The following is a 12,465-nucleotide window of genomic DNA, read 5'->3' as shown; positions in this document are numbered from 1 at the left end:
GCATGCCAATGACCGGCATGCGGACGCGGTCGCGCTTTCGGACCAGTCGGATCTGACGATCACGATGCCGCCTGGCGCGTCGCAAGGTCGCTTATTCCAAAGGCGCCTCGTAAGGCACCTGCACCAAGTCACCCGCCGCAGTCCGGGCAAACGCCGCCGGCGGCGGCGTGTCGAGAAGCGGAATGATGTCGGGGGAAAGGTTTGCGATGGTGTTCACGTCGAAAACCCCATGGTTCGACGGGTCATCCATATATGCCTGCGTCTCGTCCCCGGCTTGGAAAGCCCAGCCGCTGTCTTCGGGAAACATCGGTTCCTCACGGACCATATAGCCCACCGGCCTGCCTTGCACCGTGATCCTATCGGTGGCAATACATCCGCCCTTGCCGGTAGCGAGGGGTTTGAGTTCAGCCGGTGAAAGCTTGAATTTTTTCGTGGGTCTGTTCATGGCGGACACTCAATCCCGTTCCAGTTGACTGGCAAACTGCTTGGCGACGCTTTGATAGTGCTTCGCCGATGCGGTGTTCTTTTGCTGGGCGTAATACGCGCTGACCTGCTTGGCGGCGCGCTCGGCGACTTTGAAACTGTCGTCGATATCCACCCGCTCGGCTTCTTTGGATGCACCGATCTCTTTGCCGTCAAACAGTCCTGCGCGGTAGCCTGCTTCATCACTGACAACGCCGATGATCGGCACGCCCGCGCGCAATTCGCCATAAAAGGCGGGGCCAGCTCGATTAGCCGTGCGAGCCACAATCGTGCCGACGCCGGTCGCCACGCTAGTCACGCCGGAGCAAAAACCCGTCCAGTATTTCGGTCCATCGCCCAGCGATTCAGGCGCGACGAAGCGGCATTGCGTGCTGGGATCCGTGGACCATTTCAAACTGGCGCCGGCTTCAGCCGCCCCGGCCCAAACCGGCATCGCTGCGCAGACTAGCGACGAAGCGATACCCAGCGCTAACTGGCACATGCTCTTAGCGTGAAATTGCACGTTCAAGACTCCCATATTCAGCGAGGGGAAACTCGCGCATCCGGCGGTTTCCCACCGGCGTGCGCATCGTGGCTGGCTTTGTATCACCGCGACTTGCGCGCGCGTATTGCCAACCGCGGCAAACCCGTAATAGGAAGTGGCTGACGTGAAATTTCGTTTCCAGCGAATTTCGGCGGGCGATCCGCGCGGCCGGACGAGCCGCGCCGATGAACCTTGCGGCATGGCGAAATGCACTGTGAATTGATCGTGGAGACTTGGGTTCTCCCTTAGAAATCCCCAGTAATAGTCAGCAACGAAATCGACGCTAAGGCCCTCGCGTCTCGCACGGTAGTGCCGTGCTATGTTCGATCCCTAATTATTTCGCTGCTGTTATCTCTCGACACTTCCATAAAACGTTGATGACCGCTCCCGCCCGCTCCCCCTACTCTCTCGCCTGGCGTCTGGCGTTGACGGCCGTCCTTGTGCGCGTGGCCTACGCCGCGCTGCTGCAAGGCTACACGCTGGTCGGACTGCCCGAGTCCGCGCAACTTCGCGAGACATTCAGCCTGCCGCAATATCTCGTGCCATTCCTGGCAAACATCGCGGCTTCGTCCATCTTTGTCGGTTTGACTGTATGGAGCACCACGCATCGCTGGCTGCGGCAGCAAAATGCGCACGCCGTGGACGCGCCGGGCAGACTTTTCGGCGTCGTCATCGTCTTGACGCTGGTGTTCTCGCTGGCCGTGTCGGCCCTCATGATCTATCTGCAAAGCGCGCTGGTGCTGTACGCCGCGCAACACGCCGGCGCGGCCAACAAATTCCTGACGTTGGGCCTGATCCTCGGTGCCTTGGCGGTTGCATTGGAAGTCCTGGGCGCTTACCTCGCCGTGCGCATCGCCACGCGGACCGTACAGCCTACGGACAAAGCCGGTGGTCCGGCGTATGAACAGCGCCACGCGGCCTGGAGTGCCGGGTTGATGATCCTGGGCTGGCAACTGAGCGTGTGCATCGCAATGAGCAGCTACCTGAACGCGCAATCGCTCACCGTCGGCTGGCTGCAATACGCGCTGGGTTTCCTGATTCTGCCGGCATTGCTTCTGGTGCTGTGCACGGTCGTCTGCCTGAGAATTCTGCCGCACCCGATCGGTGACGCGCGCCAAGGCCGCGCAGTCGCTCTGGGCACCTTGGCCTTCTGGCTGGCGCAGGTTCTGGGGGTTGGCTTGGGCTTTCTGGCGATTCGGGCAATGACATGGGACCAACTGATACGCGCCGCGGATTCCAATGTGGTGGCGGTGGTGATGCTCGTGGTGTATGCCGCGCTGCTGGTGCTGGGCTGCTGGGTTGGGAAGCTGGCGTTTTATGGCGGTTCGAGAAGGCTTGCACCGGCTGGTTGAGCGCGTCGGGCCAATAATGCCGGAGTCGCTCGGTTTTCCCAGTGCGCCAGTCTGCTGAGAAACTCCCCAAAAATCCGTCGATGACGGACAAAGACCGGAATAAATGATCGCTCAGGGCCGCGAGCCGCCGCTGGTGACGGACGGCTTCCGACCCACAAGAGACATCCGCAATGCGTGTTGCGTTATTCGAAGCTGCCGGAAGCTAGTTCCCGACCGACCTCTGAGAGCCGTGACGGGCTATTGATTGGGAAAGCTGACTCGACGGTGTCCAGCTGTCATGCGATCTGTGAGACACACCAGGCCGCGTTGGGAGAGTACGGCTGAGCCGTGGCGCCGTCGAGGCACTGTCTTCTCCGGAACCTATACGACGCGTTCCACCCCTGGCGGCTGCCACGTCCCTTCCCCGGCTGGCAGGACCGAGGGTGGTGTGATCTTTGGCCAGTACAGCCGCATTACCAGGTAGACCGGCCCATCGGGAGCGGGGAGCCAGTTGGCTTGCTTGTCGCCGCCCGGCGTCTTGTGCTGGATGTAGAGTGTCAATGACCCGTCCGCGTTAACCTTCATCGCAGGCAGCATGGGCGAGTTGATTAGGTAGCGGTCGATCGGGTTCCTGACCAGTAGCTGCGACTTGCCGTCGTACATAGTCAGCGACCAGAACGAATTAACCGGCGGAAAGGCGCCGGCCGGAAACGTGAGGGTGTAATTGTGCTTGCTGCAGTCCAGCGTCTGGCCATTCGCGTCTACGCGCGTGAAAGGGTAAGTCGCCTCGTCCGGGTCATTTCCATAGATGCCTGCCTGAGCGGCGACGGCGCGCTTGAGCCAGTCGCCATTGTAGTGTTCGCTGTTACCCGGCAGTCCGCTTAGCCGCCAGCCATTGATCGCCTTTCCGGTGCTGGCGACGGCTTCGTCCACTTTGCGCTGGCCTTCTTTCATGCCAAGACCGATCTCCAGTTTTTTGTCCAGCGGCAAATCTCTGAAGTTGAAGGTCTTGCCTGCTCCCACGCCGATGCGCGCGAGTTCCGCGCGGACCGCAAGCTCGTTGGCTTGCGGAGGCGCGAACTGCAGCGCAAAGTCCAGAAACTCGAAGAAGTTGGTCTTCGCCAACTCTTTGTTGATCATGGGAAAGCTGATAGCCGTTGCAGCCGGTGGCGACGCCTGGTTCAGGTACGCCGAGAGCATGCGCACCTGGTAACCAGCCTGCACCGCCTTCACGCCGTCGAGATCGTCTGGACCAAAAAGTTGGGTGCGGTAGCCGGCGAGCGAAAACTGTGTGCTGGACCGAAACACCCGCTTGATGCCCGCCGGGACGGCACCTTTCCAGTCGGGTCCGACCACCATGTAGTGGCCAGCCTCGTTTCCGGTGGTGCGAGTGCCGATATAGCCGTAATTGTAGGTATTGCCGTCGCAGAGCATGACCGAGTAATAGCGCTTCGGGTCGATCGCCGGCACGGAAAGCACCACCGGCTCTGCCCGCAAGTCCATCCACACAAAGGAATACGGCGTGTCGCTATTGGGCGTGACAATCGCCGTGTCTTTGTACGTGAATACGTTGGGTTCGTTCTTGATATGGTTGAAAGGCGCCTTGAATTGCCCCGAGCCGCGATCTACCGCGTACTCATGCATGACGGCGTAGTTCATCACGATAGGCAGGCCGTAAATGAATCCCGCCTCCGCGATGTCTTTCGCGCCGAAGAACCCAGGGCGATCCGCGCTTGCCTGGGCCCAAACCCGGACCGGACCAAGCGTCGTGCCGGTGAGCGCTACAAGCGCACTGGAACCTAGAAGTTCTCGTCTTGTGGTCATTGAACGCCTCACCTGTCAGAGCGAGCTTTCCGATGCCCGCTCGGAAAGTACTGGTCATGGAAATAACACTCTATCGAAATCGCTAGCAAGACGATATGAGCAGAAAACACCCGGTAAAGCGTTCCGGATAAGCCAACTTCATCGAATGCCAAATCGACTGTTTAATTGGACAGTTCCGTCTTCAGGTAGCGACCCCGTCGTCCAAAGCCAAAGGGCCGAATCCCCTGTTTCAAAGGATTCGGCCCCACTTGCTAGGTGCCAGACGGCTTGCCTTCAGACAAGCCAGCCAGTTCTTAAATCGGTTTGATCATTGTCGCCTGAGGACCTTTTTGTCCTTGGCCGGCGACGAACGACACACGCTGGTTCTCTTCCAGAGATTTGTGCCCGCTACCCTGAATCTCAGAGTAGTGAGCGAAGAGGTCCTTACCGCCGAGCTCCGGCATGATAAAGCCGAAGCCCTTGTCGTTGTTGAACCACTTCACAATACCAGTTTCAATCTTCAATGTAAGTCCTAGATTTTCCAGGGAAAAGTATCCCTGTGCCCACTATGGGTCATAGGCGGTCACAAAGATATGAGCGTTTCAAAATGACACAGGAAATGGATCGGCCCAACGGTCATGCTGAGCCGGACGGGGTATCCCGCTGGGGGCTGAACCGCCAGGCAGGTGCTGGCAATGTTTTGGTCTTCGGCTTGCAAATCCTGGGCTGGCTGCCGGGTACCGCTTCTGAACGGCTTGCTGACCAAGCCGAGTTGGCTACTTCCTCGTTTTCGGCGGCACCGCTAGGGACTCTACGAGCTCCCCGTCAGCATCACAGCCAAGTCCTAAAAGAAAAGTGTGGACATCAACCCCTTTGCGGGCGGCTTCTCCTTGTGCGGCTCGCCAGCACTCCACCAGGCGCGACTCCTCCGCACTGACTTTCATTTCGTGAATCGGCTGAGCCGGCCGATTTAACGCATTTTCCCCGCATAGGCGGCTCTCGTAGCAGAACCGCTCCAATCCCCTGCGGATAGCCGCTCCAAAACGGCTATTCGAGTCTTCCATTGTGACCTCCAAACCAACGTGGAATCATAGCCCGACACTGGAAAATCCTCGCGGAAGGGCTATTCAGTTACATCGCCCGTCGGCGTGGCATGGCCCCATGCATAGCGAATTGATACGTCTTTGCGTGCTGACAAGGCTGCCTCATAGGGGCGAGCAGAGTAGCGGCCCCCCGCCTGTTCGGCAGTCATCGCATTCTGCATCGACAGCGCCTGGAACTGAAGCATGCCGTTCTGTTGGTACGAGGCGGACGCTTGGCGGAATGCCAGCGCCGATTCAGTATGCCGCTTCATTTGGCCGTAGATTTCCCCGCGTGTGAACAGCGCCCAACTGCGATAGTCGGGATCCAGCGCAATAAGGCGGTCGCAGGCCGCAAGTGCCTCCTATGTCACGCGAAGCGCGCGGATTCTCGATAGCGAGTGAAGCTCGCGATTGACGGGACTGGTTTGTTTCAATTCAGGCTTAGGTTATCAGGAGTGGCGAGCGTACTGTGAAGGGGTGGCGTTGGCCACAACAACCTGTGGCACATGCCCAGGACTGAATCTCTAAATGCTGCCCGGCTTCGTCTGCCGCAGACCCCATGGAACCTAAATGCCCTTCCCCTTCATCAATCAGCTCGTCACAAGTCTGCATCAAATAGCCGAGAAACATCTTTCGCCGAAGGGCGCCGCACTTCCGGCGCTACAGTCAAACCACACCGCTCAATCCGTCGTGCCCAAGACAGCAACCACCCTGATTGACGACCCTTGGACGCCGGACAACTATCACTACGCCGGTTAAGTGCATACCTTGAAGCCTACCCAGCGCAATCGGCTCTGGACGTCTTCGCTGGTGCGTCGCCCACGCGCAGTGGACCGACCACGTCAGCACAACGGGCGGAGACGCTCTTACCGCACGAGGTGAGCCCTACTCTTTAAATAGAGGCCGCGTCATGACACTAGACCATACCAAAAGCGCCACTGAGATAGTAGCGGTGGACGCCAACGGGATTACGTACATCATCCAACGTCGCTACAGGGCTGCTCCGAATCACGACGGCGCCTGGGCCAATTACTACTGCTGCTTGCGCGACGGCGAGCCCGTCACGTGGCTCGGTGACAATGATTACCGGTTGCCGGACGGGACAGCACTCCTCGCGATTGAATGCCGTCTGCCGGACCTCGAACCATTAAATTGAAGGCACCTGGTTTGAAGTGCAACCTAGGCTCGCGAGCCGGCGGCTTGCCATCAACCCTGACCAGTAAATTGAGCGGGTACATCGAATGACACTTGAGGTCGGGCCGTTATCGCGCGCTCTCACTGACCAGCCTGACGAAACACGCGGGCGCGCCTCGGCGGCAGTTCGTGCCGCCTTTGCCGGGCTCCCCGGCGAGCGGCCGGTGATGATCAACGGGGCTGCGTGGATCGTCTCGGCACGCAATCCGGTAAGTTAACTGGTGACGTGGACCGGTGTGTCAGAACCGATATTTCATTTCGCAACTCGGTCAGATTGAACCCAGGAGGCACGAACGTAGCGACCGGCTTTATTTCCAGTTTTCAGATCCAAGGCCCGCTCAAGCGGGCCTTTTCTCTACAACAGACTGCCTTTAAGGCCGCCACGTCATAACCCGCGTTCTGCGCTTGGCCGGCGCCGCGTTCACATTCACGGCGAAGATCCCGACGGTGGGTAGCAAAAGTGCTGATTCACAGCCATTGCAGCGCGGCACCATGCGGATCCGTCCAGGCCAACGCATGGCCGTCGGCACATAGCAGGAACATGCCGGACCGTTGCGGCGTGGCGGCGGGCAAGAACTGTGGAAATACCAATGGACTTTCGTTGCTGATCCAGACACAACGCGAGGCCAACATGTTGCGCGCAAATTCATTGCGCAGTGCCTGGTCCGAAACATAGTTCAGGGCAGCAGAGTGATACACAACCACGGTTGCTTCCGCCGGCGCCTGTTCGATTAAGCAAGCAAGGTCCCGCAGCAGATCGCCTCGGACGATTTGAGGCGGCTCGCGTCTGCTGATCCGCAGCGCAGACTGAAGGCGTGCGAGCCGACAGCTATCCTCGGGCCACACCAAGTCTTCAAGCCACTTCCTATCCTCGTCGCAGTGAACGTCGATTGGGCTCAAATCCAGTCCAGCCCTCCACACAATTTCAGGATAGGTGTGGGGGAGCGGGCCCGCGCCGGTGACCTCACATGGGAATACCGGATAGTCCGAATCGTCTCGACACGGAACCAGGCGTTGGGAGCCCCAGTCGTAGCCGTATTTGTCCATCAGCAGGCACAGCCCTGCAGAGGCCCCCACTTCGATGAGCGCTATCTTTCCTGCGATCGAAGCGAGAGCGGGCAACAATGCCGCACAGCGCCCTGGTTCGTTAGTCTGCGTGGAACGAGCCAGCATAAGAGCCCGGATGGCGTCGCCATGTTGCGCCAAGCCTGCATCGAATTCCGCAGTCGATGTGGGCGCGCCTACGGTATGCCGGAACGCTGCAAACAGCAGATTTGGTTGCTGCTTATCTACAGGTAGACCCTGTAAAAACGCCAGTGCATCAAACGAATTCGCGACATGCAACGCCCATTTTTCATACAACGGCGAGCGACCCGCCGCCTCGACTGTTGCAAACCTCAAATAGCGGTCAGCAATTCGATCCATGCCATCTCCCATTTCGCAGATGAGTCCCGGCTGATTGGCATCGCTCGCGGCGTCAGTCATGCCACTAAGCAGCCGCCAGCTGTTGCAAATTGACGTTGCATTATGACCGCTACTGGCCGATAGCCGAGCTCGGATGGTATGCGAGTGTCCGGATTCACACCCTTGCCCACGCTCCATACCCAGCACTACTCTGAAACTTCCAATATCTTCAATCACCATTGAAGCTTTTCACAAAGAAGTCCATCTCCCCCTGTGCAGCGCTTCTCCATTCCGAATTCTGCCTGTCCGCCGCGGCGCAACCGTGACGCGCTCAAAGGCCAGTCGCCGGATACCAGCCAGCAAGACATCGCCACCTGCCAAGGGCAGGCGGGCAGCACCAGCAGCGCCAGCACAAATAATCCGAACGTAGGCGTCCGAGCCCGCGGCGCCGCTGCCGGGGCGACGGCCGGGGCCGTGGTGGCTGGCGCGTGCGCAGCTGCAAGCAAGGCGACAAGGCACAGGGCTGCGGCTCGGGGAGGTCAACAGCCCCAGTGCGCTGCGTTATCAGCCATAATCAGTTCAACCTCGCGCCGCGCGAAGGCAGGAGTTCCGATTTCGCCCCCACATGAACCGGTAGCGGGTGGGCCGTAGCGTACTCAGTGCGGAGTATCTCGACGATGACACCGGAAACGCCAGACGACGACTTGGTACGGACCCGCAGCCACAGGTCACGCGAACTGCCCCAGGGCTTTCGGGCTGGATTGATCACGGCCATCACGGTATTGCTGGGCTTTTCGCTGGGTTTCCTGCGTTACTGGGGCTTCGACGCGCCGGGCAATTGGAGCGCGCTATCCGTGCTGCCGGGCGTGTCCTTGTTGGTCGCCATCCTGCTGCAGATCATCGCTCTTTGCCGCGCCTTGCGTTTGGAGGATGAAGCCGAGGACGAATACCGGAAAACCGTGCGATGGTTTATCGCGTCGGCGATACTGCTGTTGCTGGGTCTGACAGCGGCATTGTGGGAGGCGGCGTGATTAGAGAGGGATTGAAGCCGACCACCTCCACCCGATTCCGCCCCCCAGCCTTCCCCCGATAAAGCGCCCCATCCGCCTCTCGAAGCGCCTCCTCCAAACCATCCGCCCCATAAAATCGCGCTGACACGCCAATCGTGACCGTGCAGCGCAGCGGCTCATTCCCACCGGTGACGTGAATCGGCTGGCTTTCAATACTGGCGCGCAGCCGCTCCGCCAGGACCATCACATCCGCAACTTCCGCGTCCAGCAGCACGGCGACAAACTCCTCTCCCCCGATCCGGCCGGTCAAATCGCCACGGCGCCCCCCAGCACGAAGCAGCCCCGCCACATGGCAAATCACTTCATCCCCCGCCTGGTGGCCGTAGCTGTCATTGATCCGCTTGAAATGGTCGACGTCCAACACCAGCAAATAGGCGGGGACCGCATTCCGGCCGTTGAAATACTGGGTCAGTGCGTCCGACAAACCCCTACGATTAAGCAGATCCGTCATCGGATCCCGCGCCGCCATCTTTCGCAAACTATCCGTCAGCCGGCGCAGCACCAGCCAGACAATGGAAGGCGGCACGATGGTGGCAAGCGTCGACATGTAGATGTAGAAAATCATCTGGAAGCGGCTGTCCATATGCAGCGCGTCCAGGCCGCCCTCCGTGATCTTCAGGAACTTCAACGCGTTCAGCACACAGATCCCGCCGATCAGGCACGCGAAGAAGATCATTTCTGCGCGCAAGTCCTTGGCGAACGTGCGCGTGCCGCAGAGCACCGTGACCGTCATGGCGAAGAAAAGCAGCGTCGCTGACGCCGCGAGCATGGCGTAGCGCGCTTCCGGTCCGAATTGCGATTGCACCAGCCACTGCAATAACCCATACGCCAGGCAAAACACCGCCAACGGCAACCACAAGCGCACCTGGCGATTGAAGAATCGCATGGCGCCCAGCAGGTATGCGATGGGAGCGGCCAGCGTCAGGCAGTGATTGACGACGCTCATCAGGCTCCAGGCGGGACCGCCTTCGACCAGTTGCAGGATGTAGGCCGCCGCGAGCAGCAGATTGCCTACGGCAAAAACATCCATGCCCATTCTGTTGCCAGGCAGGCGACGGCTGATAAGCATGAACATGCCGGAAAAGCACAGCAGGTGTGCGCACAGCATGCCAACGAGCGTGGAGGCAACCATGAGAGGGACGTCGAGAGGGAAAGCGGATTTCCTGCGCCGACGCCACTGGGCTGGGGTCAGCGATGGACGCCCAGCGAGCTGCGTGGGCGGCGCTCATTGTAGTCAGCAGATATTGATCACAGGAAATCGGCCGCGAGCGCTCGGAATCGGCGATAAAGTAGCCGTCAAACACACTCGGAATTGGCGATAAAGCAGCCGCGTCAGACACGCCGGTGCGGCAGGTGTGTCGGCCTTTTTCCAGATGAGTAACGCCGGGATAATGCCGCCCCATTCCCGTCACGAGGAGAAATCAAATGCCCACCACACTGCGAGCCATCCGCTCGGACATCACCAAGCTTCACGTGGACGCGATCGTCAATGCTGCCAATTCCTCATTGCTGGGCGGTGGCGGCGTGGATGGCGCGATTCATCGTGCCGCGGGACCGGATCTGGTGCACGAGTGCCGGTTGCTTGGCGGATGCAAGACGGGCGATGCGAAGGTGACCGGCGGGTATCGCCTGCCCGCGCGCTTCATCATTCACACGGTGGGCCCGGTTTGGCGCGGTGGGGATAACGGGGAGCCGGCACTGCTGGCAAGCTGCTATCGACGCTGCATTGCGCTGGCGGAGGAAAAAGGCGTGACTTCGATTGCGTTTCCCAGCATCAGCAAGGGCATCTATGGCTATCCCATTGAATTGGCGGCGCAGGTCGCGGTCGAGACCGTTCGCGAAAGCCTGTCGAAGGATTCGTCAATTCAAGAGGTCATATTCTGCTGTTTTTCGGACGCAGACCTGAATCACTATGAGCGCATCACGATTGCGCCGGCCTAATCCCGCCGCCGCCACACGCTAGCCAGCCAGGGTTGCTGCTCGCGGGGCAGCCCGTCGGGCCGGTAGTAGTGCTCCAGCTCCTCGAAACCCGCGGCCTCCATCAGCGCGCGCCAGCCTTCAAGATCGTGGTACGCCCCATAACGCCCGCGATTCCACCCTTCCTGGTTGCCGCCTCGGGGATTGGAACTGAACAGCACGCCGCGCGGCCGCAGCGTTGCCCGCAGTTCCGTCAGCACGCGCGGCAGTTCCTGTCCCGGCACATGGAACAGCACGGCGTTGGCAAAAATGCCATCAAAGCGCGCTGCGGGCAGTTGGAGCTGCAGGAAGTCCTGCTCCCAGACCTCGCACCCGCTTGCCGCGCGCGCCATCTTCACGAAACGCGGCGTGCCGTCCAGGCCCACGGGCCGGTGTCCCATCGCGAGGAAGGTCTTCAGGTCTCGCCCCGGCCCGCATCCCAGATCCAAGATGTCATAGGGCGGCTCGCCGTCGATGTGCCGCAGCAAGGCGGCGATGTTCTGGCTGACGTCGTGGTCCTGCGTGCCGGCCTGGAAGGAATCGGCGTTCTCTTCGTAATGGGCGAGCGTCAGGGACGTGATCTTGGCGAGGTCTTCGGGATCCAGGTGCATCAGGCGATTGTGCATCAAACGGCGCGGGGCGGCGAGGCGGTGCGCGCCGCTTCGGGAAACGACCGCGCGCGCTTAGAAGCGGCCGCCCTTCGCGCTCAAGGAACCGGCCGCGCCTTGATGAACTCGATCAACGCCTTCAGCGGAGACGGCACCAGGCGGCGTCCCGAGTAGTACAGAAATGGCCCCGAAAACTGCGGCCACCACGGCTCCAGCACGGGCTCCAGCGCCCCGCTTGCAAAGTGCGGGCGCAGCCAGTCTTCGAACAGATACATGACGCCCGCCCCCGCGATGGCCGCGTCGACGGCAAGGTCGACCGCGCCGCCGATCTGCACGACCAATGGCCCGGACGCGTCGATGCGCACCGTTTCCCCGCCCCGCTCGAATTCCCATGCGGGCATCGAGCCGCTGGGAAAGCGGCCGCGCAGGCAGGCATGCTGCATCAGGTCTTCGGGATGCGCGGGCCGCCCGCGCCGGTTCAGGTAGGCGGGTGAGGCGCCGGCCGCAAAGCGCTGCACGCGCGGGCCGATGGGCACCGCGATCATGTCTTGCTCCAGCCGGTCGTCATAGCGGATGCCCGCGTCGCAGCCGGCGGCCAGCACGTCGACGAAGCTCTCTTCGGCCACGACCTCCAGGCGGATGTCGGGATAGGCCGCCAGAAAGCCGGGGACGATGGACGGCAGCACCAGCTTGGCCGCACTGAGCGGGACATTGAGCCGCAGCGTGCCCGCCGGCTTGTCGCGAAACCCGTTGACGGCGTCCAGCGCCGCCTCGACCTCGGTCAGCGCGGGCGCCAGCCGCGCCAGCAGTTCCTGGCCGGCCTGCGTCAGCGCCACGGAGCGCGTCGTGCGGTTGAAAAGCCGCACGCCAAGCTGCGCCTCCAGGCGGCGCACGGTGTCGCTCAGCCGCGAGGCGCTGGTGCCAGCCGTCCGGGCCGCTTCGCGGAACCCTCGCGCGCGCGCCACGGCAACGAAGGCATGGAGGTGATCGAGGTCGGTCGCCATTGTGCAT

The 12,465-nt window shown here is 60.9% G+C and carries 13 protein-coding genes and 1 pseudogene; 5 read left to right on the top strand and 9 right to left on the bottom strand.

Translation table 11 applies throughout. From position 1 onward, the window contains the following. Nucleotides 1–91: 91 nt before the first annotated feature. Together RT697_RS07600 and RT697_RS07595 are read right to left on the bottom strand one after the other, a co-directional pair. Entirely contained in the window at nt 92–445 is a 354-nt protein-coding gene (locus tag RT697_RS07600) for a DUF2185 domain-containing protein (protein WP_313697852.1), read from the bottom strand. A 9-nt stretch (nt 446–454) separates the two neighbouring features. Continuing rightward, complete coding sequence (locus RT697_RS07595) at nt 455–1,207, bottom strand: hypothetical protein (protein ID WP_313697851.1); 753 nt, start codon at nt 1,205–1,207, stop codon at nt 455–457. A gap of 176 nt (nt 1,208–1,383) precedes the next feature. Between RT697_RS07595 and RT697_RS07590 the strand changes: the two genes are divergently transcribed. Beyond that, complete coding sequence (locus RT697_RS07590) at nt 1,384–2,358, top strand: hypothetical protein (protein WP_313697849.1); 975 nt, start codon at nt 1,384–1,386, stop codon at nt 2,356–2,358. Nucleotides 2,359–2,718: 360 nt separating this feature from the next. On the opposite strand, the gene RT697_RS07585 is transcribed toward RT697_RS07590, so the two are convergent. The 3 genes from RT697_RS07585 to RT697_RS07575 form a co-directional block, all read right to left on the bottom strand. Continuing rightward, on the bottom strand, nt 2,719–4,161 hold the full coding sequence (locus tag RT697_RS07585) for a DUF1254 domain-containing protein (protein WP_313697847.1): 1,443 nt from the start codon (nt 4,159–4,161) through the stop codon (nt 2,719–2,721). A 293-nt stretch (nt 4,162–4,454) separates the two neighbouring features. Continuing rightward, nucleotides 4,455–4,664: a cold-shock protein gene (locus RT697_RS07580; RefSeq protein ID WP_056323411.1), complete on the bottom strand. Its 210-nt coding sequence runs from the start codon at nt 4,662–4,664 to the stop codon at nt 4,455–4,457. A gap of 599 nt (nt 4,665–5,263) precedes the next feature. Next, nucleotides 5,264–5,494 carry a hypothetical protein gene (locus RT697_RS07575; RefSeq protein ID WP_313697844.1) on the bottom strand — a complete coding sequence of 77 codons (231 nt, stop codon included), beginning with the start codon at nt 5,492–5,494 and terminating at the stop codon, nt 5,264–5,266. A gap of 298 nt (nt 5,495–5,792) precedes the next feature. On the opposite strand from RT697_RS07575, the gene RT697_RS07570 reads away from it, so the two are divergent. Next, nucleotides 5,793–5,981: a hypothetical protein gene (locus RT697_RS07570; RefSeq protein WP_313697843.1), complete on the top strand. Its 189-nt coding sequence runs from the start codon at nt 5,793–5,795 to the stop codon at nt 5,979–5,981. A 479-nt stretch (nt 5,982–6,460) separates the two neighbouring features. Then, nucleotides 6,461–6,634, top strand: a pseudogene (locus RT697_RS07565) (SAM-dependent methyltransferase); the annotation flags it as partial. A 250-nt stretch (nt 6,635–6,884) separates the two neighbouring features. On the opposite strand, the gene RT697_RS07560 reads toward RT697_RS07565, so the two are convergent. Continuing rightward, nucleotides 6,885–7,901, bottom strand: a complete 1,017-nt coding sequence (locus RT697_RS07560) for a DUF2332 domain-containing protein (protein WP_313697842.1) — start codon at nt 7,899–7,901, stop codon at nt 6,885–6,887. Nucleotides 7,902–8,497: 596 nt separating this feature from the next. Here RT697_RS07560 and RT697_RS07555 point away from each other — a divergent pair. Continuing rightward, nucleotides 8,498–8,851 (top strand): hypothetical protein, encoded by a 354-nt coding sequence (locus RT697_RS07555; protein WP_313697840.1) that lies wholly within the window; start codon nt 8,498–8,500, stop codon nt 8,849–8,851. On the opposite strand, the gene RT697_RS07550 is transcribed toward RT697_RS07555, so the two are convergent. Then, complete coding sequence (locus RT697_RS07550) at nt 8,790–10,022, bottom strand: GGDEF domain-containing protein (protein ID WP_313697839.1); 1,233 nt, start codon at nt 10,020–10,022, stop codon at nt 8,790–8,792. The genes RT697_RS07555 and RT697_RS07550 overlap by 62 nt on opposite strands. Before the next feature lie 293 nt (nt 10,023–10,315). On the opposite strand from RT697_RS07550, the gene RT697_RS07545 reads away from it, so the two are divergent. Continuing rightward, nucleotides 10,316–10,831 (top strand): O-acetyl-ADP-ribose deacetylase, encoded by a 516-nt coding sequence (locus RT697_RS07545; RefSeq protein WP_313697837.1) that lies wholly within the window; start codon nt 10,316–10,318, stop codon nt 10,829–10,831. On the opposite strand, the gene RT697_RS07540 is transcribed toward RT697_RS07545, so the two are convergent. Further along, nucleotides 10,828–11,457 carry a class I SAM-dependent methyltransferase gene (locus tag RT697_RS07540; protein WP_313697921.1) on the bottom strand — a complete coding sequence of 210 codons (630 nt, stop codon included), beginning with the start codon at nt 11,455–11,457 and terminating at the stop codon, nt 10,828–10,830. The genes RT697_RS07545 and RT697_RS07540 overlap by 4 nt on opposite strands. 95 nt (nt 11,458–11,552) lie before the next feature. Further along, nucleotides 11,553–12,458 carry a LysR family transcriptional regulator gene (locus RT697_RS07535; protein ID WP_313697836.1) on the bottom strand — a complete coding sequence of 302 codons (906 nt, stop codon included), beginning with the start codon at nt 12,456–12,458 and terminating at the stop codon, nt 11,553–11,555. Nucleotides 12,459–12,465: the final 7 nt, after the last annotated feature.

Origin of the sequence: Achromobacter sp., from assembly GCF_032113835.1 — a bacterium.
In the GTDB taxonomy this organism is placed as follows: Bacteria; Pseudomonadota; Gammaproteobacteria; order Burkholderiales; family Burkholderiaceae_B; genus Achromobacter.
This window is presented reverse-complemented; position numbering and strand designations above follow the sequence as displayed.